General features: G+C 64.3%; 21 protein-coding genes. 12 read left to right on the top strand and 9 right to left on the bottom strand.

The window, feature by feature from the left end:
• The first annotated feature begins 67 nt into the window (after window positions 1–67).
• From VGN93_RS26215 to VGN93_RS26205, 3 genes are all read left to right on the top strand, one after another.
• Window positions 68–1,156, top strand: a complete 1,089-nt coding sequence (locus VGN93_RS26215) for an ABC transporter ATP-binding protein (protein ID WP_327509903.1) — start codon at window positions 68–70, stop codon at window positions 1,154–1,156.
• Window positions 1,157–1,195: 39 nt separating this feature from the next.
• A complete protein-coding gene (locus VGN93_RS26210; protein WP_327509902.1) occupies window positions 1,196–2,491 on the top strand; it encodes an aminotransferase class III-fold pyridoxal phosphate-dependent enzyme in 1,296 nt (431 codons plus the stop codon).
• Window positions 2,492–2,654: 163 nt separating this feature from the next.
• Window positions 2,655–4,391, top strand: coding sequence for an ABC transporter ATP-binding protein/permease (locus VGN93_RS26205; protein WP_327509901.1), 1,737 nt, complete (start codon window positions 2,655–2,657; stop codon window positions 4,389–4,391).
• Window positions 4,392–4,403: 12 nt separating this feature from the next.
• On the opposite strand, the gene VGN93_RS26200 is transcribed toward VGN93_RS26205, so the two are convergent.
• The 3 genes from VGN93_RS26200 to gnd are packed head-to-tail and all read right to left on the bottom strand — an operon-like array spanning window position 4,404 to window position 8,264.
• On the bottom strand, window positions 4,404–5,915 hold the full coding sequence (locus VGN93_RS26200) for a mercuric reductase (RefSeq protein ID WP_327509900.1): 1,512 nt from the start codon (window positions 5,913–5,915) through the stop codon (window positions 4,404–4,406).
• Window positions 5,916–5,917: 2 nt separating this feature from the next.
• The gene (locus VGN93_RS26195) at window positions 5,918–7,204 is read right to left on the bottom strand and encodes a glucoamylase family protein (RefSeq protein WP_327509899.1); all 1,287 of its coding nucleotides are present in this window, start codon (window positions 7,202–7,204) and stop codon (window positions 5,918–5,920) included.
• Window positions 7,205–7,256: 52 nt separating this feature from the next.
• A complete protein-coding gene (gene gnd, locus VGN93_RS26190) occupies window positions 7,257–8,264 on the bottom strand; it encodes a phosphogluconate dehydrogenase (NAD(+)-dependent, decarboxylating) (protein ID WP_327509898.1) in 1,008 nt (335 codons plus the stop codon).
• Window positions 8,265–8,578: 314 nt separating this feature from the next.
• On the opposite strand from gnd, the gene VGN93_RS26185 reads away from it, so the two are divergent.
• The gene (locus tag VGN93_RS26185) at window positions 8,579–9,235 is read left to right on the top strand and encodes a pentapeptide repeat-containing protein (RefSeq protein ID WP_319324688.1); all 657 of its coding nucleotides are present in this window, start codon (window positions 8,579–8,581) and stop codon (window positions 9,233–9,235) included.
• 47 nt (window positions 9,236–9,282) lie between these two features.
• On the opposite strand, the gene VGN93_RS26180 is transcribed toward VGN93_RS26185, so the two are convergent.
• Window positions 9,283–10,203 carry an MYG1 family protein gene (locus tag VGN93_RS26180; protein ID WP_327510035.1) on the bottom strand — a complete coding sequence of 307 codons (921 nt, stop codon included), beginning with the start codon at window positions 10,201–10,203 and terminating at the stop codon, window positions 9,283–9,285.
• A 127-nt stretch (window positions 10,204–10,330) separates the two neighbouring features.
• On the bottom strand, window positions 10,331–10,840 hold the full coding sequence (locus VGN93_RS26175) for a hypothetical protein (RefSeq protein ID WP_327509897.1): 510 nt from the start codon (window positions 10,838–10,840) through the stop codon (window positions 10,331–10,333).
• 269 nt (window positions 10,841–11,109) lie between these two features.
• On the opposite strand from VGN93_RS26175, the gene VGN93_RS26170 reads away from it, so the two are divergent.
• From VGN93_RS26170 to VGN93_RS26140, 7 genes are all read left to right on the top strand, one after another.
• Window positions 11,110–12,288, top strand: coding sequence for a carbohydrate kinase family protein (locus tag VGN93_RS26170; protein ID WP_327509896.1), 1,179 nt, complete (start codon window positions 11,110–11,112; stop codon window positions 12,286–12,288).
• A 37-nt stretch (window positions 12,289–12,325) separates the two neighbouring features.
• Window positions 12,326–13,099, top strand: a complete 774-nt coding sequence (locus VGN93_RS26165; RefSeq protein ID WP_327509895.1) for a glutamine amidotransferase — start codon at window positions 12,326–12,328, stop codon at window positions 13,097–13,099.
• A 17-nt stretch (window positions 13,100–13,116) separates the two neighbouring features.
• Entirely contained in the window at window positions 13,117–13,887 is a 771-nt protein-coding gene (locus VGN93_RS26160; RefSeq protein WP_327509894.1) for an ATP-binding cassette domain-containing protein, read from the top strand.
• Between the two features lie 39 nt (window positions 13,888–13,926).
• Window positions 13,927–14,913, top strand: a complete 987-nt coding sequence (locus VGN93_RS26155; RefSeq protein ID WP_327509893.1) for an autoinducer 2 ABC transporter substrate-binding protein — start codon at window positions 13,927–13,929, stop codon at window positions 14,911–14,913.
• A 71-nt stretch (window positions 14,914–14,984) separates the two neighbouring features.
• Window positions 14,985–15,908: an ABC transporter permease gene (locus VGN93_RS26150; RefSeq protein WP_327509892.1), complete on the top strand. Its 924-nt coding sequence runs from the start codon at window positions 14,985–14,987 to the stop codon at window positions 15,906–15,908.
• The gene (locus tag VGN93_RS26145; protein ID WP_327509891.1) at window positions 15,905–16,861 is read left to right on the top strand and encodes an ABC transporter permease; all 957 of its coding nucleotides are present in this window, start codon (window positions 15,905–15,907) and stop codon (window positions 16,859–16,861) included. Before VGN93_RS26150 ends, VGN93_RS26145 begins: the two co-directional genes overlap by 4 nt.
• Window positions 16,862–16,864: 3 nt before the next feature.
• Complete coding sequence (locus VGN93_RS26140; RefSeq protein ID WP_327509890.1) at window positions 16,865–18,181, top strand: ArgE/DapE family deacylase; 1,317 nt, start codon at window positions 16,865–16,867, stop codon at window positions 18,179–18,181.
• 6 nt (window positions 18,182–18,187) lie between these two features.
• Here VGN93_RS26140 and VGN93_RS26135 read toward each other — a convergent pair whose 3' ends face one another.
• The 4 genes from VGN93_RS26135 to VGN93_RS26120 all read right to left on the bottom strand — a co-directional run bounded on the left by VGN93_RS26135 (window position 18,188) and on the right by VGN93_RS26120 (window position 23,052).
• Window positions 18,188–19,321, bottom strand: coding sequence for a hypothetical protein (locus VGN93_RS26135; protein WP_327509889.1), 1,134 nt, complete (start codon window positions 19,319–19,321; stop codon window positions 18,188–18,190).
• The gene (locus VGN93_RS26130; protein WP_327509888.1) at window positions 19,318–20,562 is read right to left on the bottom strand and encodes a lysozyme inhibitor LprI family protein; all 1,245 of its coding nucleotides are present in this window, start codon (window positions 20,560–20,562) and stop codon (window positions 19,318–19,320) included. The genes VGN93_RS26135 and VGN93_RS26130 overlap by 4 nt, the downstream gene beginning before the upstream one ends.
• A gap of 22 nt (window positions 20,563–20,584) precedes the next feature.
• Complete coding sequence (locus tag VGN93_RS26125; RefSeq protein ID WP_327509887.1) at window positions 20,585–21,898, bottom strand: caspase family protein; 1,314 nt, start codon at window positions 21,896–21,898, stop codon at window positions 20,585–20,587.
• Window positions 21,899–22,101: 203 nt separating this feature from the next.
• Entirely contained in the window at window positions 22,102–23,052 is a 951-nt protein-coding gene (locus VGN93_RS26120) for a dihydrodipicolinate synthase family protein (RefSeq protein WP_327509886.1), read from the bottom strand.
• 145 nt (window positions 23,053–23,197) lie between these two features.
• Here VGN93_RS26120 and VGN93_RS26115 point away from each other — a divergent pair, with 145 nt between their 5' ends.
• On the top strand, window positions 23,198–23,911 hold the full coding sequence (locus VGN93_RS26115) for a FadR/GntR family transcriptional regulator (protein ID WP_327509885.1): 714 nt from the start codon (window positions 23,198–23,200) through the stop codon (window positions 23,909–23,911).
• Window positions 23,912–23,917 lie beyond the last annotated feature (6 nt).

Raw genomic sequence — 23,917 nt, 5'->3', positions numbered from 1 at the left:
GCATCGGACGCGGCGGGAAAACACTTGGAAACAACGAATGCGCGGCGGTGCGCATGGAAGGTCTTATATGGAATCCGGCACTATCGTCGAGTTCGTCGGCGTGCAGAAGACATATGACGGGCACACGGTCGTCATCCAGAATCTGGACCTGTCGGTCAGGCAGGGTGAATTTCTCACCCTGCTCGGGGGCTCCGGCTCCGGCAAGACGACGACCCTGATGATGCTGGCGGGTTTCGAGACGCCGACTCGCGGCCATATCCTCGTCAAGGGCGAGCCGATCGAGCACCTTCCGCCGCATCGCCGCGGCATCGGCGTCGTCTTCCAGAACTACGCCCTGTTTCCCCATATGACCGTGGCGCAGAACCTCGCCTATCCGCTGAGGATGCGCAAGAAAAGCCGCGCCGAGACGCAGATGAAGGTCGACAAGGCCATCGAGATGGTGCGGCTCGAAGGCATGCAGCACCGCCGGCCGGCCGAGCTTTCCGGCGGCCAGCAGCAACGCGTGGCGCTGGCCCGCGCGCTGGTGTTCGAGCCCGACCTCGTCTTGATGGACGAACCCCTCGGCGCGCTCGACAAGACGTTGCGCGAACACATGCAATACGAGATCAAGCAGATCCACCGCGACCTCGGCGTCACGATGGTCTACGTCACGCACGACCAGTCCGAGGCGCTCGCCATGTCCGACCGCATCGCCATCTTCCAGGCCGGTGCGGTCGCGCAGATCGCAAGCCCGCAGGAACTCTATGAGCAACCGGCAAGCGTCTTCGTCGCAGGCTTCATCGGCGAGAACAACATTCTCTCCGGCAAGTCCGGGGGGCGGGACGAGAGCGGGCGCGGCCTTGTCGTCCTCGATTGCGGCCAGTCGGTCCGCATGCAGTCGTCCGCCGGCTTCGCAGACACCGAAAAGCCCTTGAAACTCGCCGTGCGGCCGGAAAACCTGGTGATCGGCACCCCGGCGCGCGATCGCCTCAATCAATGTTCCGGCAAGATCGCCGACACGACCTATCTCGGCGACCATCTGCGCGCGCTCGTGGATATCGGCATGGGGCAGACGATGGTGGTCCGCAAGCCGCTTCAGGATTTTGCCCGCCCGCCGGTAATCGGCGAGGACATCCTGATCGGCTGGAACGACGGCGACGGTCACGTCTTCGCCTGACAGGCACAAGGTTGGATTTAAACAGGGGAGGCCATATCGATGACGACGAATTCCAGGGACCGCGCATTGAGGGAACGGGCACGCGCGGTGATTCCGGGCGGCATGTACGGCCATGAATCCGTGGCACTTCTGCCGGAGGATTTCCCGCAGTTCTTCTCCCGGGGCGAGGGCGCGCGCATATGGGACGCCGACGGCAACGAATATGTCGACTATATGTGCGCCTTCGGCCCGAACCTTCTGGGATACCGCAACCCGGCCGTCGAAGAGGCCGCGAGCGCGCAGGCCGCGATGGGCGATACGCTGACCGGACCGTCGGAGGCGATGGTGACGCTGGCGGAAGACCTCGTTTCGATGATCAGCCATGCCGCCTGGGCGATGTTCTGCAAGAACGGCAGCGACGCGACCTCCATGGCGATGGTGCTGGCACGCGCCCGTTCCGGGCGGCGGAAAATCCTGGTCGCTCAGGGCGCGTATCACGGCGCCTCGCCCTGGAACACGCCGAACCCGAAAGGCACGCTTCCGGAAGACCGGGCGCATATCCTCTATTTCCGCTACGACGATCTCGATAGCCTGCGGGATGCTTTCCACCAGGCCGATGGAGATGTCGCCGGTGTTTTCGCGACGCCGTTCCGGCACGAGGTTTTCGAGGACCAGTTCCTGCCGTCGGCCGAATTCGCGAGAGGCGCGCGGCAACTCTGCGACGATGCGGATGCGCTCTTGATCGTCGACGAGGTCCGGGCCGGTTTCCGCCTGGCGCGGGACGCGAGCTGGAGCCTTCTCGGCGTGGAGCCCGACCTCACCACCTGGGGCAAGGTTCTCGGCAACGGCTATCCCATCTCGGCGCTTCTCGGCTGCGAGAAGCTGCGCGCCGCGGCGTCCAGCATCTATGTGACGGGCTCCTTCTGGTTTTCCGCCGTGCCGATGGCCGCCGCCGTCGCGACACTCGCGGTCGTCCGGACATCGGACTACCTGGAACGCATGATCGCGCGCGCCGAGGAGATGCGCAAAGGCATTGCCGCGCAGGCCGCCGCGCACGGCTTCGGCATCCGCCAGACCGGCCCTGCGCAAATGCCGCAAATCTTCTTCGACGACGACCCGGATATGCGCATCGGCTATTTCTGGGCCGCCGCCGCGGTCCGAAGAGGCGTCTACCTGCACCCCTATCACAACATGTTCGCGACCTCGGCGCTGACGGAAGCGGATATCGCCAAAACGCTCGCCGCCACGGACGAGGCTTTCGCGGAGTTGAAGCGCGCATGGGCCAATATCCCACCGCAATCCAATCCCGCCGTTCTCGCGCGTATCCAGTCAAAGGCGTTGAACAAGCCGCGTTGACGGCAACATCGTTATGGTGTCGTCAACTTATGCCGATCGAATGGACGGCGCCCCCTGTCGCACTATAGTCTGCTTGGAATTTCTGCGCGGAGCGTGAGTATGATCAGGGATGGTGTCGGCTTCGTGGTTCATGCAACGGCACCTCGACATAGCGGCGGCGGGCATGGCTGATCCGAAGCTGATGCGCGACGGGGCTGAAGAGCCGCGACTGCGCCAATACGTGGCGACCATGGCGGCGGCCTTCAACGGTTCGCCGCTTCGGGGCATCCTGGTCCTGCTTGCCGTGGGCGTGCTCGTGGTCATTCTTGCGACCGCCTACGGGCAGATCGTCCTCAATCGCTGGAACCAGCCGTTCTACGACGCGCTGCAGCAGCGCAACATGCCGGTCTTCCTCGCCCAGTTGCTGGTCTTCTTCGAGATCGCCGGCGCGCTGCTCGTTCTCAATGTCGCGCAATTGTGGCTCAACCAGATGCTGCACCTGAAGCTCAGGGAAGCGCTGACGCGCGACATGATCGACGAGTGGCTTCGTCCCGGGCGTGCCTTTCGTGTGGCGCGGAGGGGGCAGATCGGCATCAATCCCGACCAGAGGCTGCACGAGGATGCGCGCCATTTGAGCGATCTCTCGGTCGATCTGGGCGTCGGCCTGTTGCAGGCGGGCATCCTGCTCATAAGCTTCGTCGGCGTTCTGTGGGCGCTGTCCTCGGGCTTCGTCTTCCATCTGTGGGGTGCTGCCTTCCTGATCCCGGGCTATATGGTCTGGGCGGCGATCCTGTATTCGGGAACCGCGTCATGGCTCAGCTGGATGGTTGGCCGCCCGCTGATCGCGCTGAATGGCGACCGCTACGCACGCGAGGCGGACCTGCGCTATTCCCTGATGCGGGTGAACGAACAGCTCGATGCGATCTCGGTCTCGTCCGGCGAGGTGGACGAGGCCAGGCGCCTTCAGCGCGACCTCGCCGCGGTCATGGCCGCAACCCGTCGCATCGTTTTTGCGATGACGCGCCTCGCCTGGGTGACGTCGGGTTACGGCTGGGTGACGATCGTTGCGCCCATCATCATCGCGGCACCGGTCTATTTCGGCGGCGACATGACATTTGGCGGGCTGATGATGGCTGTCGGCGCGTTCAACCAGTTCCATGCCTCGCTCAGATGGTTCGTCGACAATATCGGCTCCATCGCGGACTGGCGCGCGACGCTCGGGCGGGTCGCGGCCTTCCGGCTCGCCTTGATGGATGCCGAGACTGCCGACGGAACGGCGGAGCGCATCGCTTTCGTCCCGTCGCCCGAACCCGTCATGGTCTTCGACGATCTGGAAATCGACGTGCCGTCGGGGCCGGTGCGGCTGTCCGAGCCGCACGTGGAGGTTCGTCCCGGCGACCGCGTGCTCGTCACAGGCGCCATGGGGGCCGGCAAGACGCTTTTGACGCACACGATCGCCGGGCTGTGGCTCTGGGGCAGGGGCAGCATCAGCCTGCCACGCGATGGCGGAATTGCCTTTGTGGTGCGCGATCCCTACCTGCCGCCCGGCACGCTGCGCGCGGCCCTTTGTTATCCGCGCGATGCCGACGCCTACACGACCGAGGACATTCTGGGCGGCCTGCAACGGGCAGGGCTCGAGCGCCTGGCGCCGTCGCGCGATCGCGTCGACCGCTGGGAACGCGAGTTCGGCAATGACGAACGCCGGATGCTGAGCATCGTTCAACTGCTCCTTCACCGCCCGGGCTGGATCGTGATCGACGACATCGGCGACCTGACCGATGGCGACAATGGCGAGCGGGTGGTCTCCATATTCCGCGAAGACCTGGCAAGTGCTGCGATCGTCGCGATGGGGACGGGAGAAGGCCGCGTCGACCTGTTTGCGCGCACCCTGCGCCTCGTGCCGGGGACTGGCGGCCGGTAGACCGCCGATCGATCAGGCCGATGGCTCTCCGTATGGGGCGGCCTGCCGGGCCATCCTGTCGAACTCGCGCTTGTAGGCCTGTGCCGCGAGCATGATCGCGCCGGACTGCGCCGGGTAGGTGTGGACCACCTCGGCAAGCGCCATCATGCCGATGCCGGTGCTCATGATGACGGCTATTTCATTGATCAGTTCGCTCGCCCGCGAGGCGACGATGGTCGCGCCGAGGATCTTGTCGCTGCCCTCGGCGACATGGATCTTGACGAAGCCGGTCTCCTGTCCGTCCGTGATGGCGCGATCGGCGTCGTTCATCATCACGGTGAAGCTCCTGATCGGGATGGATTGCCGGCGGGCTTGCCAGACATGCAGGCCGATATGGGCGATCTCGGGGTCGCAGTAGGTGCACCAGGGAATGAGCGAACTGTCGTGCCGCTGCCGTGCGTTCATGAGTGCGTTCTGCGCCGCCACGCGCGCGGACGATTGCGCGGCGTTGGTGAACTTCAGCGACAGGCAGACATCGCCGGCGGCGTATATGTCGGGATTGCCGGTGCACAGGAAATCGTCGACCCTGATGCCGCAGCCGGGATCGACCGCGACACCCGCCGCCGCCAGATCGAGTTCCTCGACATTGGGCACCCGCCCGGCGCAGACCAGGATTTCATCGGCCGCGATCTCGCCTCTGACATCGTAGTTGAGGGTTTCCAGGACCTTGGCGTCACCGTCGCGCCGGGCGCCGGTGACGGTGGTGTTCAGGTGGATGTTCATGCCGTCGCGCGCCATGGACCATGACAGGATCTCGGCCGCGTCGCGTCCCTCCCTGGGAAGGAATTTCGGGCTGTTCTGCACGATCGTCACATGCGACCCCAGTCGGCAGAAGGCTTGCGCCAGTTCGCAGCCGAGCGGCCCCCCGCCGATGACGACGAGACGTTTCGGCAGTGCCGTCATGTCGAAGATCGTCGAACTCGTGCGATAATCCATCCCGTCGAGACCCGGAATGTCGGGAATTCTCGGCCGTGCGCCGGTGGCGACGAGCGCTTTCTTGAATGCCAGGCTGACGTCCTTGACGAGGAGCGTATTCGCGCTCGCGAACCGGGCGGCGCCGAAGAAGATGTCCACACCGAGTGCTGCGAGTTCATGGACCGAATGATATTCCGATATCCGTGTCCGGATCCGGCGCATGCGCGCCATCACCGCGTTAAAGTCGAGAACGGCCTCGGCCGGGATGGGCACGCCGAACCCGTCGGTTTCCCGCAACAGGTCATAGGCCAGCGCGCTGCGGATGATCGCCTTTGAAGGCACGGACCCGGTGTTCAGCGAGTCTCCGCCGATGCGCCCGCGTTCGACAAGTGCCACGGAGAAGCCATTCCGCGCCGCCCATTCCGCCGCCTCCAGGCCCGCCGGCCCGGCGCCCACGACGACGAGATCGTAGACGCTTTTCGGTTCGGGATTGGTCCAGTCCCGCGGTCGCACGCGCTCGAGAAAGAGGCTTTCGTCGCCGGGCCTTGCCTGTGGTGCACTGTTCTGCATGTCTATAACCACCCGCCCTTGAACCCGGCGCGCGCAAGACCGTCACGCACATATCCGCAGCGCCGGATGATGTCCCAGATCAAGCCCGTGCGGTGATTTTCGATCGTCATCGCGAGCAGGCCCTGGTCGAGCCCGTACCATCCTTCCGAAAGCCATCCTTCCGAGCCGCAGCGCAGCGTCGGGTTGAAGCCGCTCGAGAACCGGTCCCGGGTGCAGACCTGCGGGTAGGTTTCGAGAAGATGGCGCGTGCCGGAAAGGGCGGCATCGGGGGCAAAGGGCAATGTCGCCAGCATTGCCCAGGGGGAGATCGTGCCGTCGTCTGGGCCATAGGGCACACCGCGCGACATATAACCGTAGAACCGGCGGTCCCTGCCGTTCTGCCGCAATGCCGGCACCGATGGGCCGTCTCCCGCCGTGACACCCCAGAAATCGCGACTATAGCCCTCGAATTCGTGTGGATTGCGCTCGCCATAGTCGCGGTGGATGGCAATCGTTCTTTTTGTATTCTCGAAATAGTCGCTGTTCTTCTCGCGCATGAAATCATCGCGGATGCCGCGGAAGTCGATCCAGGCATGCGAAAACAGATGCGTGAAGAGCGGGCCGGAATAGAGCACGTTCCGGTCCATGAGGTTCTCCCACTGGTAGGTCAGGCTCCATGTCTCGTAGCACTCCGATGTCAGCGGGAAGGTCGGCGAGCCGAACCCGAGGACATAGAGGATCAGCGCCTCGTTATAGCCTTCCCAGCCATAGTGGAGAAAACCGCATTCGGGTTTCCAACCCTGCGAGAGGCCGGCGGTTCCATTCTGCGCCCAGCACCAGTCGACACGGCGATAGAGCGCGTCGGCATGATCGCGAATTTCGCTCTCCTCGTCCCCGCCGTCGAAGTAGCCCGCCGCCACGAGGATGCCCGCGATCAGCAATGCGCTATCGACAAGCGAGAGTTCGCATTGCCAGACACGCTTGCCCGTCTTCATGTCGAGAAAGTGGTAGTAGAAGCCCTTGTAGCCGGTGGCGTCGCTCGCCTCGCTTTGCGCGCTCAGGGAAAAGAACCTGAGCACCTTGAGCGTGCGGGCCGCAGCCTCGGCGCGCGACATCCACCCGTTTTCGACGGCGACGGGATAACAGGACAGAGCGAAGCCGACGACGGCAATGCTGCAGGGCGATCCCGGGCGGGACGTATCCGCGACGAGGCCGGTCTCCTCATCGGCATAGTCGACCAGATAGGAAAAGGCTGCCCGCTGGAGCCGGGTGACCAGCGCCTCGTCCGAAAGGAACCTCAAGCCGTCCATCGGCCCGGCACACCGCAGCGATCGTCCGCCATCTTCGTTTCTCGCAATGCGATCAGTCCTTTTTCTTCTCGACATGGCCGCCGAAGGCGAAGCGCATGGCGGACAGGAGCTTGTCGGCAAACTCGGATTCGCCTTGCGAACTGAAGCGATCGAACAGCGCCGACGAGAGCACGGGGGCCGGCACGCCGGTGTCGATCGCTGCCTTCAGCGTCCATCGGCCCTCACCGGAATCCGAGACACGTCCGCCGAAATTGGCAAGCGCCGGATCGTCCTTCAGGACGCCTGCCGTCAGGTCGAGCAGCCATGAACCGATCACACTGCCATGCCGCCAGACTTCGGTGACGGCGGCAAGGTCGATGTCGAACTGATAATATTCCGGATTCTTCAGCGGGCTCGTCTCGGCATCCGCCTCGCGCTTGCGCTTGCCCGCATTGGCGGCTTTCAGGATATTGATGCCTTCGGCATAGGCCGCCATCATGCCATATTCTATGCCGTTATGGATCATCTTGACAAAATGGCCGGCGCCGCTCGGTCCGCAATGAAGGTAGCCGAAGGGGGCGGTGTCTCGATCCGCCGCGTGCGGCGTGCTCGCGCCGGCACCAGGGGCAAGGCTTGCGAAGATGGGATCCAGATGGCGCACCGCGGCGACCGGACCGCCGATCATCAGGCAGTAGCCGCGTTCGAGGCCCCAGACGCCGCCGCTGGTGCCGACGTCGACGAAGCTGATATCCCTCGGTGCAAGCTTGCCGGCGATGTCGACGGCGTCCTGGTAATGCGAGTTGCCCCCGTCGATGATGATGTCGCCGGGCTGCATCAGCGCCGCAACCTCGTCGGCGATCCTGCCGGTGATCGCGGCAGGCAGCATCAGCCATATGCATGCGGGCTTGGAAAGCTTGCCAACGAAATCCTCCAGCGCGTTCGCGCCGGTTGCGCCTTCCGATGCAAGGGCTGCAACGGCCGCCGGATTGATGTCGTAGACCACGCATTCATGGCCGTCCTTCATCAAACGCCGCACCATGTTGGCGCCCATGCGCCCCAAACCCATCATGCCGATCTGCATAGCAACTCCTTCCTGGAGGAAATGGCGTGTCCGCCGGAGACCTGTCGTTCTCGATCTGGCGCGATTATGACGGCGAAATTCTTACCTTGCCAGCACCCTGCATCGCGGCGATCCTGTTCCTTATGTAGCGCCATGATAGCCACCGTGAGGGCTCTTCTGTCACGCATATATAGTGAGGTAGCTGATGACATTCGGCTCCTGATCACCATATTTATAGAACTGCCAGCTTAGAGGTAATATTTGCAACGGGAGTTACATCGGTGAGTGGACTGCAGAACGGCCTGCTTTTTGGCTTGGTCGCGACATTTCTGGCGATGGCAGCGAGCTTTTCCCCGCGCGATGCCGAGGCCGCGGATTGCCGCGCAGACGCCGCGCCCGAAGTCGATTGGAGCGACTGCACGAAGAAGAACCTGATGCTGAGCGGCAACGATTTCACGGGCGCGAATTTCCGTGGTGCCGATCTGAGCCTCACCGACATGCGCAATACGACGCTGACGGCCGCCGATCTGGAAAAGGCGACCCTGATCCGGACCTGGTTCAATGATGCGCGTCTGGACAAGGCGAATTTCGCAAGGGTCGAAGCCTATCGATCCGGCTTCAAGAACGCCTTTGCGCAGGGCGCCTCGTTTGCATCCGCCGAACTCCAGCGTGCCTCGTTCAATGGTGCCGACCTTAGCCACGCGAATTTCGCGAAAGCCGACCTCAGCCGCGCGGACTTCGATAACGCGATCCTTTCGGGTGCCAGCTTTGCCTATGCCAACCTCTCGCGCGCCGATCTGAGCCAGGCGAACGTGGAGGGAACGCTCGGTTTCGACAGGGCGTTCATGCTGTTGACGCGGATCGAGGGACTGGATCTGTCCCGCGCGACGGGGCTCGACCAATCCCAAATCGACATTGCCTGCGGCGACGCCGAGACGAAGCTTCCGAAAGGCCTCACGGTGCCGACAGGCTGGCCCTGCGCAAAGGACTAAAATTTGTCTTTTCGGGAAAACCGGTTCCCACTTTTCCCTGGCAAACTCTAGGCGAGGGCGTGCGAGACTGCGATCCTCGCCATGTCGAGGGCCGCTTCCCGTGTCTTGGCCGCGGCGATGAAGCGGCCGTTGTGACAGAAGGTTGCACCGGTCACGCCTGAGGCCGCTTCCAGATCCTTTCCCGTCAGGCCCGCCCAGGCCGCCGGCAAGTCGGCGCGCAGCTCGAACCCTTCGCTCGATCGGCGAATGCCCGTCAGGCACCAATCGGTTTCTCTCGGATGGACGACGAACAGAAGATGATCCGCGCCGGATTTTACGATCGCCGGCCGGAACGGCATGCCCATCGGAAGTTCCAGCACATGGCCGTCCCCGGTCAATTCGATCGCCTGGCGCACGACCGACTCGGCCCGCAACTTTGCGGCACTTTGCGCCAGCGTCGCCTCTACGAACGTCCGCGCGATCGAGAGCGCGGCGTGGAACGCCCGGTCGTCAGCGTCCGGCGCCCTGTCGTCGAAGACCGGCTTCAAGGTTTCCAGAAGCGTGGGCAGCGTCAGCTTGGCCATCTGTCCGGCCGCTGATGGACTAAGCGCGCCATTGTCCATGAGATCGACCGGCAGGACGAAGTCCGTATCGAATTTGGCGTGTACGGCTTCGATATCTCCGGCCGGAACGCCAAAAGCGGCCAGGTAGTCACACCCGAATTGGCGCCAGATCAGGCCGAAGGAGCTGAACGGCTGGCCGTCGTCGCGCAAGGGAGCCCCGCGCTGATGGTGATCGAAGATGCCGGCATCGGGATCGTAGGCCCCGCCGACATCGTAAATGATCCTGTCGGTGCCAGGCGCAATCCACTCGGGCGCGCGCGTGCGGACGAGGCGGGCCGCCGGAAACAGGCGCGTCAGGACGACGCTCGACAGCAATTCGTCGGCGTGGAATCCCCCGGAATGGGTGACAAGAAACTCTGGGGCCATGCCGGTCAAACTCTCGATGGTTTCGCGCTGTCGATGCGCGTCGGATATCGGTTGCTTGGCGGCAATTCAAGGGGCGTGTGCCGAACGGGCTTGAGTTGGCCCGGCACGCCAGCCCCGCGCCCGGCAGCTATTGGCGCGCAAGTGTGATCCGGCTGGTCGTCACCATCTTGCCCGATGAAGGGTCGCGGTCGGTCGTCGTGAGCGTCAAACCGTCGTTTCCGGCTTTCGCCAAGGAGAGATTTGCGCGTCGATCGCCGTTCACCTCTTTTGCCCAGCCGATGGCGAGGTTCAGCGTGTCGCCTTTGCGCTTGCCGGACAGGGATGCCGTTCCGGAACCGGCGCCGATATAGGACCCGCGGTAGGACCCGCCGGAAATCTTGAGATCGACGCCAACGGCTCGCGACACGACCAGCAGGCCGCGGCATCGCCCCTTCAGGGACAGCGAATTTGCAGATGCGGTCGAGGTGAACGTGCAGTTGACGTTGATGGGCTTCTTGTTGGTGCGGAGCCGAACCTGGCCGTGACCCGCATACTTGCCCTCAAGGCCGCCGAGGAACTGTGCTTCGCTGGCACTCGTCCCCGTGGAAAACAGGATCGCGGCACAACAGGCCAGAACGGCTGGAACAAAACGATTCATCAGGTTCTCCCCGAAACAGATTGAGGCTGTCGGCGTAACCGCGGATCGCCCCGCGAAGTTCCATCCGTGTTCTTCAAGGAGCCACGCCACCCGGGGAAATCGTATTTTGAAATAAATTCAAAAATGCCTTCCTTGTCGTAGGAAATTCTCGGATCGGCGCCAAAACCTCACGTCATCGGCGTGCTTTCCGGAAGGATTTAGAATAAAATTCTGTTGTTCTCAGGTTGGTCCAGCACTAGCGTTGAAGCGCTTCAATTGGATCGATCGTCATGCAACGCAAGCGTCCAACCATTGCAGATGTCGCCCACGCCGCCGGTGTTTCCATCGGCACGGTGTCGAATTTCATCAACGATACGGCGACGATCAAGCAGGCGACGCGCGAGCGGATCGAGAAGGCCATTTCCGACCTGATGTACCGGCCGAGTGCGATCGCCCGGTCGCTTCCCGGCCGGACCCTGCGCAAGCCCGGCCTTCAGACCTTGCCCCGCCTGCTGGTCGTCGGCCGCGTCAGCGTCGATTTCCTCTGCCGCGTGGACGTGCTGCCGCACCGGGATGATCGCATCACGGCCCAGCACATCGAGAAGGCGCTCGGCGGACCGGCAGCGAACCTCGCCGTGGCGGCCGCGGCCGTCGGCGAGCCCTACGCGCTCGATGTGGAGCTTGCGACGGCTGTCGGCGACGACCCCGAAAGCGACTGGGCGCTGGCATCCCTCTCGAAACTCGGCGTGCATGCACTGCCGCTGCGGCGCACCTTCAACAGCCGCCTCTCGCAGGCGATCGTCATCATCGAGCGCAACGGCAGCCGCACCATCATCAGCGAACCGTTCGAGCTGAGCGAGGTCGACCTGACGGCCAATATGGACATCCAGCCGGAAACACGACCCGCGTGCCTGCATATCGAGGGTTTCCACTACGAAAGCATGACCGGCTCCATCGCCCGCTTTCACGAGGCCGGGTGGAAGGTCAGCCTGCATTCCGCCGGCCTGCCGGCGAGCGTGCGCACGCCGGATGCCTTCACCGCGATGATCCAGTGCATCGACCTGACCTTCATCAACGACGTGACGCTGCGCGAAATCTTCGGTTTCCGAACGCCGATGGCAACGATGATCGAGCAGACGCACGCCATGCTGTCGCAGATCAGGAAACGTGGCGACGTGGTGCTGACGCTCGGCGAGTTCGGCGCGGTCGTCTTCCGCAAGACCGGGGCGCCGCAGATCGAGGTTCCGGCCCTGCCGGTCGACCGGGTGGACGCCACCGGCGCCGGCGACAGTTTTGCCGGCATCTTCCTCAGCCTCTGGCTGCATGGCGCGTCGCTGGAAGACGCCGCGCGCTACGCCGCCATCGGCGGCAGCCTGACCACGACGGTGGAGGGCGCCCAAGGATACATCGCGAACTTCGCGCAGCTGGAAGCAGCCCGCGCGCCCGAACGAACCATGATGGCCCGGTGAAACACACCGGCGCTCTGTCGAGAACAGGAGAACGGATATGACGAAGACGAAGGTGCTTTTGGTGGGGGAGAGCTGGGTGAGTTCGGCGACCCACTACAAGGGTTTCGACCAGTTCGGAAGCGTGACCTTTCATCTCGGCGCCGAACCGCTTGTCGCGGCGCTGAAGGACAGCGATTTCGACCTTCACTACATGACCGCCCACGAGGCGGTGGAAAAGCTGCCGTTCACCCTCGAAGGCCTGTCGGAATATGACGTCATCATCCTGTCGGATATCGGCGCGAACTCCCTGCTGCTGCATCCCGACGTCTGGCTGCACGGCAAGACCATTCCCAACCGGCTGAAGCTCCTGCGCGACTGGACGGCGGCCGGCGGCGGACTGATCATGATCGGCGGCTATTTCAGCTTCCAGGGCATCGACGGCAAGGCGCGCTGGCATCGCACGGCCGTTGAAGACGCACTCCCCGTCACCTGCCTTCCCTATGACGACCGCCTGGAAATCCCCGAAGGTTTCCGCCCCGTCATCAACGCCGACCACGCGATCTTTGCCGGCATCGACGGCGAATGGCCCGTGCTTCTCGGCGCCAACGAGGTGGTCGCCCGCAAGCGCGACGATGTCGAGGTCCTGGCCTCCCTTCCCGACGATCAGGGCGGGCATCCGCTGCTGGTGACCGGAACCTACGGCAAGGGCCGCACCGTCGCCTGGACGTCGGATATCGGTCCGCACTGGCTGCCGAACACCTTCGTCGAATGGCCGGGTTACGCGAAGCTCTGGAAGAACCTGCTGGGCTGGGCCGCCCGGCAGGCATCCTGACCGAGAGGGCCGCCGACATGACCGCTCCCTTTCTCGCAGCAAGAGGCATCGCCAAGCGCTTCGGCGCCCTGACGGCGCTGTCCGGCGTCGATCTCGACATCAATGCCGGCGAGGTGCTGGCACTGCTCGGCGACAATGGGGCGGGCAAATCGACCTTCATCAAGATCCTCGCCGGGGCGCATGCCCAGAGCAGCGGCGAACTGCTTGTGGAGGGCGCGCCGGTCTCCTTCGCCTCGCCAAAGGATGCGGCCTCCTCGGGCATCGCCACGATCTTCCAGGAGCTGGCGCTCTCTGAGAACCTGTCGATTGCCGAAAACGTCTTTCTCGGCCGCGAGCTGAAACGCTCGGTGCTCGGCATTCCGTTCCTGAAGCGCGGGGAGATGCGCAAGCGGGTGGATGCGCTCTTGACCGAACTGGACGCCCATATTTCCGATCCGGAAGCGCCGGTCGGCAGCCTGTCGGGCGGCCAGCGGCAGGCGGTCGCCATCTGCCGGGCGCTCAACCTGAACGCCAGGCTGGTCATCATGGACGAGCCGACGGCGGCACTCGCCGTGGCCGAGACCCGCAAGGTCCTGTCGCTGACGCGGCGGCTTGCCGAGCGCGGCTGCGCGGTCGTGCTGATCAGCCACAACATTTCCGATGTCTTCGAGGTCGCCGACCGCATGGTGGTCTTCCGCCGCGGGCGAAAAGTCGCCGAAAGGCTGCGCGCCGACACCAATCCCGAAGAGATCGTTTCGCTGATAACGGGCGCCCATCCCGACGTGCGGGCGCTGGAAAGAACAAACTAAAAAGCACGTCCAATACGTCCAGAGAGGTTCAAAATCGCCATGCTGAAACAGATCAAGACCATGCTGACGGTGTTCGCGCTGTCGCTCACCGTCGCAACCGCCGCCTTTGCCCAGGACAAGCCGAAAGTCGCCTTCGTCCCGCAGCTGATCGGCATTCCCTACTTCAACGCCATGGAGGCCGGTGGAAAGAAGGCGGCCGAGGAGCTCGGTGTCGACTTCATCTATAGCGGCCCGGTCGATACCAACCCGGTCGACCAGTTGCAGATCGTCCAGAACCTGATCGACCAGGGTGTCGGCGCCATTTCGGTCAGCGTGCTGGATGCCTCCAGCATCGCACCGGTCGTGGAGGCGGCGACTGCCAAGGGCGTGAAGCTCTTCACCAGCGACAGCGATGCGCCCGACAGCGGCCGCGCCGTCTATGTCGCGCAAGCAACCGACGAGGGGCTTGGCAGCACGATCATCGATGAACTGGTCAAGCGCGTCGGCGAAGATGCGAAGATCGGCATCGTGTCCGGCGAGGCGACGGCCTCCAACCTGAATGCCTGGATCGGCTTCATGCAGAAGCAGGCGGCAGCAAAATATCCCAAGCTGCAACTGCTCGAACCGCAATATGCCGGCGGCACGGCGCAACGTGCAGCGCAGATCTCCGGCGACCTGATGGCGGCCAATCCCGATATCAAGGCGATCATCGCGGTCGCCTCGACCACATGCCCGGGCGTCGCGCAGGCGATCGAGACTGCCGGCAAGATCGGCAGCGTCATCGGTGCCGGTTATTGCAGCCCGAACACGGCCCGCTCCTATCTGAAGAGCGGCGCGTTCGGCTTCACCGTCCTGTGGGATCCGGCGGAGCTCGGCTACCTCACCGTCTGGGCCGGAAAGCAACTCATAGACGGCAAGGCCTTCGAGGCGGAGAACACGGTTCCGGGCTTCGCCCAGCCGGTCACCTACGATGCCGCAACCGGCATCCTGCTGCTTGGACCGCCGGCCGTCTTCACGGCGGAAAACGTCGACAAGTTCGACTTCTGAAGCGGCGTGAAGGGAGGATGCGACCGGTGATGAACGGTGTTTTGACAAGGAACGGTCGGGAGTGGTCGCTATTGGCCGCCTGTATCGTGGCGATCATCGTCTTCTCCGTCGCATCGCCCTATTTCGCGACGTCGGGCAATGCCGCGACCCTGCTGCGCAACAGTGTGGAACTGTTGCTGGTGGGGCTCGGCATGACGCTTCTGCTTGCCATGGGCGGCATCGACGTTTCCGTCGGCATCGTGATGGGGCTGGCGGCAATCGGCGTCGGGCGAGCGCTCGGCGCGGACCTGCCGGTCGGTGTCACAGCGATGGCGGGGCCGGTCATCGGCGCCGGGCTCGGTCTCGTCACAGCAGCCGTCGTGGTGCTCGGGCGCGTGCCGGCCATCGTCGGCACGCTCGGCCTGCTCGGGGTCTATCGCACCGCGATCTTCGTGCTGCTCGGCGGGCAATGGCTGTCCGGCCTGCCGACCGGCCTCACCGATGTGCTGGTGGCGACGTTCCTCGGCATCCCGGTCGCAGCCTTCCTGATCGCGCTCGCCTATCTGGCGGTCTGGCTGGCGCTCCGGCGCACGCCCTATGGGCTCCACCTGCTGGCGATCGGCAATTCGGAGGAGAAGGCGCGCCTCTCCGGCATTCCGGTCGTGCGCGTGCGCTTTGCCACTTTCATCGTCAGCGGCGCGCTGACGGGGCTCGCCGCCACCTTCTACGTCGCCAATTATCGCAACGTGGAAATGACGATCGGCACGACGCTGGCGCTCGACGCGATTGCCGCGGTCGTGCTCGGCGGAACGAGCATCCTCGGCGGCAAATGCAGCCTGCTCGGCACCGTGCTCGGCGTGCTCCTGCTGCGCATCCTGCAAAACGGCCTGCTCCTCGTCGGCGTGCCATCGCTCTGGCAACCGGTCCTCACCGGCGGCCTCTTGATCGGCGTGCTCGTGCTCGAGGTGGCCGCCGGCCGCCTGTCCTTCCCGCAAACCGGATGGGTGCGCAAATGACCCGCCTTCGCACGCTTCAAGGTCCGGCCCTCACGCTGAGCCTGCTCGCACTTCTCTGGGTCGTCGTGCTCGTCACGCTGCTCGCGCTGAAACCCTCGGTCTTCAGCCTCGGCACGATGACATCGATCATCCAGTTCTCCACCATCCTGGCGCTCGTTTCGCTCGGGCAGGCGTTGGTCATCATGGCGGGCGGCGCGGGCATCGACCTTTCGGTCGGCGGCATCGTTTCGCTGTCGGCAATCGTCGCCATGCTGCTCGTCAAGCTCGGCCTTCCGCCGGTGCTGCTGCCGGCCGCCTGCATTCTCATCGGCACGTTTCTCGGCGCCTTGAACGGCATCCTGGTCACGAAGCTCACTCTCCTGCCGCTGATCGCGACGCTCGGCACCTTCTTCATCTATTCCGGGCTGGCGCTGGCGCTGACGGGCGGGGCGGCGCAGTCGGGCGTGCCGGCCTGGCTGCTCGGCTGGGGCCGCGGCACGCTGGCCGGCATCCCCCTGACCTTCCTGACCATCGCCCTCCCGGCCTTCGCCATAACCGGCATCGTCCTCGTCTGGACCGCCTGGGGGCGCTGGATCTACGCCATGGGCTTCAATGAGCGTTCGGCGCGGCTCGTCGGCATCCCGGTCGATCGCGCGCGTCTCATCCTTTATGCGGCAAGCGGGGCGCTTGGCGGGGCGGCGGCCCTCGTCTCCGTCGCCTGGCTCGGCAGCGCAAGGGCGAATATCGGCCAGAACCTGGAACTGGAATCGCTGACGGCGGCCATGCTCGGCGGCATCGCGATCACCGGCGGGCGAGGCGGCGTCGGCGGCGTGCTCGCGGCCGTCATCCTGCTGGTCACGCTCAGGACCGGGCTCCTGCAGCTCAACGTCAATACGGTCTGGCAGGTGGGTATCGTCGGCACCCTGCTGATTTTCGTGCTCCTTGCCGATCGTCTTTCGCAACACTGGAGATAGTTCATGGCGTCCCTTGAAGAAACCATCGCCGAGCGGGTCGAAGCCCAGGCCGACCGCATCGTCGAAACCCTGAGCGCTCTCGTCGCCTTCCCCTCGATCGTCAAATCGAATCCGAAGGAGGCCGGTCCCGGCGAACGCGATTGTCAGCTCTATCTCCAGGGCCGGCTGGAGGCGCTGGGCTTCACCACCGACCTGTGGGATCCGGACGGCCCCGCGCTCTATGCCAAGTACCAGGGCCGCCCCGGCGCCAACAAGGGCCGCACCTTCGAAGGCCGGCCCAATCTCGGCGGCGTCCTCAAGGGCACCGGCGGCGGCCGCTCGATCATGCTGACGGGCCACATCGACGTCGTGCCGCCGGGTGCCGCCCAACACTGGACGACCGACCCCTTCGAACCGGTGCTAAAGGACGGCTTCGTGCATGGCCGCGGCACAATCGACATGAAGGGCGGCGTCGCCTGCATGCTGATGGCGGTCGAGATCCTGAAGGGCCTCGATGTGCCCCTTTCCGGCGATATCGTCTTCACCACCGTGGTGGACGAGGAGATCGGCGGCATGGGATCGCTCGCCATGGTCGACCGCGGATTTCATGCCGATGCCGGCATCATGACGGAACCGACCGCCAACAAGATCGCCCCCCTTTGCCATGGCATCCTTTGGGGGAAAATCATCATCGACGGCATCGGCGGCCATGCGGAACTGACGCCGAATGCCTGGTATTCGGGCGGCCCGGTCGATGCCGTCCAGCTCTGCCGGCAGATGCTCGACGGCATCGACATCCTCAACCGCCGCTGGATGTTCGACCCGAAGAAGAATCATCCGCTGATGGACCAGCCGAACCAGATCATCGTGACGCAGGTGAGCGCCGGAGAACACCCGTCCTCCATGGCCGGCCGGGCGGAAATCATCATCGACGCTCAATATCTGCCGAGCGAGAAGGACGAGTTCGCCCTTGGCGGAAACGTCAAGCGGGAAATCGAGGAACACGTTTCCAACGTCTGCCAGGCCGATCCCTATCTTCGCCTTCACCCGGCGCGGGTGGAATGGATCCTCGACGCCGATTGCGCGGAAATCCCGGCCGACAATCCCTTCGTGCAGACGTTCCAGGAGGCGGTGAAGGCCGCAAACCTGTCTCCGGCCCTTTCGGGTTTCGGTGCCCACAGCGACATCGGCCTGCCGAGCGGGCTTGGCAACACGCCCACGGTCAATTTCGGGCCGGGCGACCCGGCACAGTCGCATCAACCCAACGAACGCGTCTCCGTGCGCGATCTCGTCGACTGCACCAAAGCCATCGCCCTTGCCGTCGAACGCTGGTGCAGATGATGGAGTTCAGCGGATTTCCAAGTCCATCGTCGTGCCGAAGACCGGCACATTGCGGGCCGACCAGCTGTCGCCATCCGCTGTGAGACCGAGTTCCGAACACAGCTTGTTCTCGCCGCCGGACGGGTTTGATGTTTGCAGGCCGCTGCCGGTGAGGAAGGATTGGGAAAAGGTCTCATCGAAGGGAGCGGGTGTCAGGCAGGCGACGGCCTTGTAGAAACGGTCGCGATGCTCCGGGTTCGTTGCGGAGAAGGATTGGAAAATGCCGCGAAGGCCATCGAGCTTTGCCTGGCAGAATGTCGCCATGCCCGCGTCGTAGCGGCAGCCGAGTTCGGTCGAATATTGCACGTTGCATTGCGGGTCGGCGAGGTTCTTGAGGCAGGCCGGCAGCCGCGCGGCGAAGGCTTCGGCCTCGTTCTTGTCCCAGTTGTTGTCGGCGGGGCTGCCCTCGATCGTTTCCGGCGACTGGTGCAGTCGCGCGCCGGTCTCGGGATCGTAGCGCAGCATGTCCCATTCGGCGGCGATGAAGCCGGATGTCAACGGCCCGAACCCGCTCACCTGGCGGATCTTCGCCTGGAATTCGCTGACATCCTTGCGGAAGCTCCAGTCCTGCACCTTGCGCGGTCCCGTAGCGAGTGCCACGCGGTCGGCAACGGTGCGCATCGGCGGCACGCCGAGCCGCAGCATGACCCATGCATCGCGCTGGAACGCGCTTTGCTGCACGCGCCGTTCGGACCAGCTCTTGTCCGCAAGGCCCGCTTCCGCAATGTCGGGATCCAGCAATTCATCGAGCCGCGCCTCGACCATCGCCTGGCGGCAGGCCTCGGGGCTGGCAGGGTTCGCGCCGGCAAGCGCGCATTGGCGCTCGCTGAAGGTCTCCCACGCGGCTTGCGATGCGGCCAGTCTCGAACGTTGCGCCGCAGCCTTCTCCTGCGCGATCCGGCCGGTGGCGGCGAGGTCCGCGATATGGGCATCGAGCTGGCGAAGGGTGAGGGCGAGGGCTTCCGCTTGAGCCGCGGATCGCCAGGCCTCGCACCGCTCCGGCGCCAGGGCGTGTTTCTCGCAATCGGAGACCTCCTGGGCAAGCGCCGGAGCCGCCATTAAGACCAGAACGACGAACAGGCCGGTTGCAAAACGGCTCATAGGCCGGCCTCCTCAAGGGCTTTGACGACGCGTTGCAGGTGATCGGCATAATCCGGGTCGCGTGCCGGATCGGAGACAGCGGCATCCTCGCGAACCTGCGAGAACGCGCTTTCCACGGAGAGGGCGTAGAGTTCGGTGTCTCCCGAGCCGATCGCATTGTTGTTTTCGTCGAACGTCCAGCCGACGAGTTTGCTGCAAAGTGCGGTTTCTCGCTCGGGAAGCGTCTCGATATCGACCGTCTTCACCTGCGCGTCGCCGCCCGCCGGCTGGGCGATGAAGGTGAGCTTGCTGACGGTTTCCGCATTGTCCGGCGCAAAGACCGCGAGGCCCGCACCCTTGCCGCCTTCCGCGATGCAGCCCGCCATGCCGTAGACCGAATGGGCCTGGAAGCTGGAGAACAGCGACGCCGTGCGGCCATCGCGCTGATAGCCGGCGGCAATGGCGCGCTTGATATCGAAGACGCTCTGGCAGGCTTTGGCGATGGGCGGGTCCAGTCGGCAGCCGAGCTCTATGGAATAGTTGATGCGGCAATCGGCCTTGCCGAGGTCGCGCATGCATTCGGGAAGGTTGGCGGCGAGCGCCTGCAGGTCGGCGTCGCTGGCGCTGATCGGTGCGCTCTCGATGAGGGGTTGGCCGTTTTCCGGGTGGTATCGCCAGGCGTCCCAGTCGGTGGCGATGGCTTTCGCGGTCTCCGCCTCGAAGCCGCGCGCCGCCAAAGCCGTCTCGACCAGCGCCGCGCCGTAGCGCTTCTTGATATACCAGGTGTAGTCGCCGAAGCCGAAGGCGCGCGGGGAATATTGCGAGTCGGCGAGCGTGTCGAAATCCGGTTCGAGCCCGCCTTCCGCCTGCGCCTCGCCTTCTTCCGGCGGCACGATGCCGAGAAGCCCGTCCAGTTCCTTCATCCGCTGCCAGGATGTCCAGCGCAGGCATTGCAGGCCCTGGATGACCCCGACGATGCCCTCCTGCCCGGCGAAATAGTCGCAGGTTGCCTTGCGATAGGCGAGCCAGGCCTCCTGGGTGGCAAGCACCGCGTCCGGTTCCGACGAGGCGGCGAGCACGGCGGCAAGCCGGCTTTCCACCTCGCCGTCCAGCCCGCCGCCCATGGCCGCCAGGCAGGCTTCGATTTTCAGATTGCCGGTGTCCTTGCATTCCGCCGGCGTCTCGAAATTTTCGACGATCCCGCCGGCCGCCGCCGGTTCCGCGAGTGCGCCGAGCAGCACGGCTATGACAAGGCGTTTCATCGTCTTCTCCCTTCACACACCGTCAATGGCATCGAAAACCCGCCGGCACGGCGTCATAGATCTTGAGCGCGTGGATCGTTTCGAGCGTCAGCCCGCCTGGCTTGAGCCGCGCCTGTTGCTGGAAGGTCCCGACCGCGTCGGGCAGCTGTTCGGCATTGGCGACGTTTATTCCCGTCTGCGCCAGTGCCTGGGTGAGCGCCGTTTTTCCGTTATCGGAAAGGTAGGGCAGCAGGTCCTGCGAGGTGAGCGTCGAGCCGGCTTCGAGATCGCCGAGATCGCGGGCTCGCGAAATCAGCTGAAGCGCGTGAGCCACATCCGGCTTCGCCATGCCGCATCCGGCGAGATACATGATGCCGAGCGCGTTGATGGCGGCCGGATGGCCCTTGTCGGCGGCTGCCTGGTAGTGCTCCAGCGCCTCGGTCAGGCGCTCGGCCTTTTCCAGGGCGCGGGCGAGATTGTGCTGAAGCCGGGCGCTTTGCGGTTCGCCGGCAACGGCATCGAGGCAGGCGGGCACGGCCTTCACGGCGTCGATATCCTCGAAAGTGATGCCCTTGAGGCCGACGAAATTGCGCGCATCGACCGCAAGCCGGTCGCACTCCGTAATGTTCGGCGGGCGGAAGAACAGCGTGCGGCTCGTCTGCACCAGATATTCGGGCTTCTGTACGCCATTGGTGCTGGCCAGCACGTCGCCGGCGGCAAGGCGGAACATTTCCGACACTTCCAGCCCGGGCTGGTCGATGAAGCGCAGCAGGCTTTCGGTATAGGGGCTATGCTCGCCCCGGCCGTCGGAGGCGACCTGGCCCGCCGCCGTGGCGAAGGCCACGACGCGGAAATATCCCGCACTCGCTGCCCCGGCGACGGGCTTGGGCAGATCGATCCGGGCAAGGCCGCGCGATCCGCCGGCACCGTGCACCAGGCCGCTGAACGGGTTGTCGCGGCAGGCATCGAGCACGATGATCTTGGCCGCGTCCGGCTTTGCTCCCGCCTCGATGGCGGCGAGGATCGTGTCGACCGCGATGAGGTCGTCCCGGCGTCCGTCGCGGGCGAGATCGACCGGCACGATGAAGTTTCGGCCATCCAGCTGGAGGCCGTGGCCGGCATAGAAGACGAAGATCACGTCGGCGCTGGAAAGATCGTCGGCAAAGCGGCGGATCGTCTCCTGTAGGGCGTCCTTCGGTTGGTCGATCGCCGTGTGCAGGCGAAAACCGAGGCCGCCGAGTTTTTCGGCCATTGCCTTCGCATCATTGGCGGGGTTGGCGAGCCGGCTTGCCGATTGGTAGCTGGCGTTTCCGATAACGAGGGCGACGCCGTCGAATGCACCATGCGAAGCGGCCACCTGTGCTCTGGCGGTCGATATGCCAGCAATCAGAAGCAGAAGTAGCGTGGTGAGAAAGTGGAGGATTGCATGTCTTTCGGGACGTCCCTGCATGCTTTCTGCTCCGCATTACGCGCACCCGGTTCGCAGGCGCGGCACCTCGGTCCGCTCATCGGCCTGCTTATTGAAGCCGAAAAAGCGCGAAGAGGCAATCGCCTGTGCGATCAGCGTGCCGACATGATTTCCGGGATCATCCGCTGCGCCACCGGGCGCAGGCGCTCCGCCTCCGCTTCGTCGATCCAGCGATAGGGACGGCGCAGGCGCGTGCCGACGGGTGCCCAATTGCCGATGGCGGCGAGGAGTTTGTCGAGTGCGGCGTTCGAATAGCCATGGTCACGCCGGAACGGTACGATGTGCTCGTCCATGAAGGCGCAGATGCGTCTTTCGATGTCGAGCGCGGCGGCGATGTCCGTGTGCATCATCTCGGTCCAGAGTTGCGCGCCGCGTGGGTTGAGGCAGGCGACATTGGAGAAAGCGCCCGCAGCAACGCCCGCTTTTACGCCGGTCGCCAGATGATGGCCCGGCACGAACAGCGCCCAGGCGTCGAGATGGGCGGTCGCCTCGGCGTACCAGGCGGCGTCGCCATCGGCCAGCTTTACGCCGACGAATCGGCGCGCGGTCTGGAGCACGCGGGCCAGTTCGGCAGGCGCCAGCACCCGCTTGGCATGCGGCGGATTGTAGAGGATCAACGGCGTGTCGCCGGCCGCGTCCGATGCCATCGCCAGGAAGTCGATGGCCTCCAGATCGTTGAGCGGCCACCAGTCCGGCAGGATGACCTGAAAGCCTTGCGGTTTCAGCGAGGCGGTGCGCGTCAGGCGTTCTAACGCCAGTGTCGGATCGGGCTGGCAGGCGCCGATGACGAAGGGCATCCGCGCGGTCGCACATTTGTCGGCGAGAAGATGCTGGATCGCGTCGAACTCGGCTTCGGTCTGGTTGTGCAATTCGCCGGCCGTGCCGTTGGAATAGATACCGTCGACCCCGGCCGCAATGGCCGCATCGATCTCGTCACCCAGCCGCGCCATGTCGATCGATCCGTCTTCGCCAATCGGCAGAAGCAGCGTCGCCCAGTTGCCGCGAAGCGGCCCCCAATCGGCTCTCTCCAACTTGCCCGCCATGCAACCCGTCCTCCAAAATAGATATTGACTTAGTGGATATCCTACAAGTATGAGAATGACAAGAACGCCGATGACGACGACCTGTTTGTTCATTGGCGGGGTGCTGGTAGCGAAATAGATCGCAATGTCCGGGAGGAGGTAGCGCGTGACAACCTCGATCAGGCCGTTGAAACGGCCGCAGTCACTCCATGTCTCCGTACAGGAGAGCCTCAAGGCCTACATCAACGACAATGGCCTGAAGCCCGGCTCGGCGCTTCCGCCGGAAGGCGAATTGGCGCATCAGCTCGGCATCAGCCGCAATTCCGTGCGCGAGGCGATCAAGGCGCTGGAGTCGGTCGGCATCCTGGAAACGCGCCGCGGCATCGGTATCTTCGTCAGCGATTTTTCGTTTGCGCCGTTGCTCGACAATCTCGCCTTCGGCATGCGCGGGTCGCTGGAGGACATCGACGACCTGCTCGAAATACGCCAGGCGCTGGAAGTCGCCTTGATCGGGAAAACCATCCGCCTCATCAGCGACGAGGACATTGCCGAGCTGCGCGCAGTCACCGCGCGCATGCGAAGCATGGCTGAGCAGGGCAAGGGCTTTCCCGAAGAAGACCAGCAGTTCCACCAGCTGCTGTTTCGCTGCCAGAACAATCGCATGCTGGTGAAGCTGATCGATATCTTCTGGATGGCTTTTTACAAGGCGTCCAACTTCGTCAACCTCGAGAATGTCGATCCGCTGGAGACCTGGCGCGATCACCACGACATCGTCGAGGCCGTCGCGGCGCGGGATGCCGAAGCGGCACGCCAGCGGCTCGACCATCACTACCATGGCATTTCCAGAACCATCACGAAGAACAAAGAAACGCAGTCTTAGGAGGAG

It is taken from the genome of Shinella sp. (assembly GCF_035998705.1).
Classification (GTDB): Bacteria; Pseudomonadota; Alphaproteobacteria; order Rhizobiales; family Rhizobiaceae; genus Shinella.
The sequence above is the reverse complement of the archived record's forward strand: the minus strand, read 5'-3'. Positions and strand labels throughout refer to the sequence as shown.

Bases quoted from the DNA above. Each gene is read 5' to 3' on its own strand.
- VGN93_RS26205 (WP_327509901.1), top strand. From the start codon at position 2,655: ATGGCTGATCCGAAGCTGATGCGCGACGGGGCTGAAGAGCCGCGACTG.
- VGN93_RS26175 (WP_327509897.1), bottom strand. From the start codon at position 10,840: ATGAATCGTTTTGTTCCAGCCGTTCTGGCCTGTTGTGCCGCGATCCTG.
- VGN93_RS26185 (WP_319324688.1), top strand. From the start codon at position 8,579: ATGGCAGCGAGCTTTTCCCCGCGCGATGCCGAGGCCGCGGATTGCCGC.
- VGN93_RS26170 (WP_327509896.1), top strand. From the start codon at position 11,110: ATGCAACGCAAGCGTCCAACCATTGCAGATGTCGCCCACGCCGCCGGT.
- VGN93_RS26165 (WP_327509895.1), top strand. From the start codon at position 12,326: ATGACGAAGACGAAGGTGCTTTTGGTGGGGGAGAGCTGGGTGAGTTCG.
- VGN93_RS26210 (WP_327509902.1), top strand. From the start codon at position 1,196: ATGACGACGAATTCCAGGGACCGCGCATTGAGGGAACGGGCACGCGCG.
- VGN93_RS26130 (WP_327509888.1), bottom strand. From the start codon at position 20,562: ATGAAACGCCTTGTCATAGCCGTGCTGCTCGGCGCACTCGCGGAACCG.
- VGN93_RS26160 (WP_327509894.1), top strand. From the start codon at position 13,117: ATGACCGCTCCCTTTCTCGCAGCAAGAGGCATCGCCAAGCGCTTCGGC.
- VGN93_RS26145 (WP_327509891.1), top strand. From the start codon at position 15,905: ATGACCCGCCTTCGCACGCTTCAAGGTCCGGCCCTCACGCTGAGCCTG.
- VGN93_RS26155 (WP_327509893.1), top strand. From the start codon at position 13,927: ATGCTGAAACAGATCAAGACCATGCTGACGGTGTTCGCGCTGTCGCTC.
- gnd (WP_327509898.1), bottom strand. From the start codon at position 8,264: ATGCAGATCGGCATGATGGGTTTGGGGCGCATGGGCGCCAACATGGTG.
- VGN93_RS26140 (WP_327509890.1), top strand. From the start codon at position 16,865: ATGGCGTCCCTTGAAGAAACCATCGCCGAGCGGGTCGAAGCCCAGGCC.
- VGN93_RS26195 (WP_327509899.1), bottom strand. From the start codon at position 7,204: ATGGACGGCTTGAGGTTCCTTTCGGACGAGGCGCTGGTCACCCGGCTC.
- VGN93_RS26200 (WP_327509900.1), bottom strand. From the start codon at position 5,915: ATGCAGAACAGTGCACCACAGGCAAGGCCCGGCGACGAAAGCCTCTTT.
- VGN93_RS26215 (WP_327509903.1), top strand. From the start codon at position 68: ATGGAATCCGGCACTATCGTCGAGTTCGTCGGCGTGCAGAAGACATAT.
- VGN93_RS26120 (WP_327509886.1), bottom strand. From the start codon at position 23,052: ATGGCGGGCAAGTTGGAGAGAGCCGATTGGGGGCCGCTTCGCGGCAAC.
- VGN93_RS26180 (WP_327510035.1), bottom strand. From the start codon at position 10,203: ATGGCCCCAGAGTTTCTTGTCACCCATTCCGGGGGATTCCACGCCGAC.
- VGN93_RS26135 (WP_327509889.1), bottom strand. From the start codon at position 19,321: ATGAGCCGTTTTGCAACCGGCCTGTTCGTCGTTCTGGTCTTAATGGCG.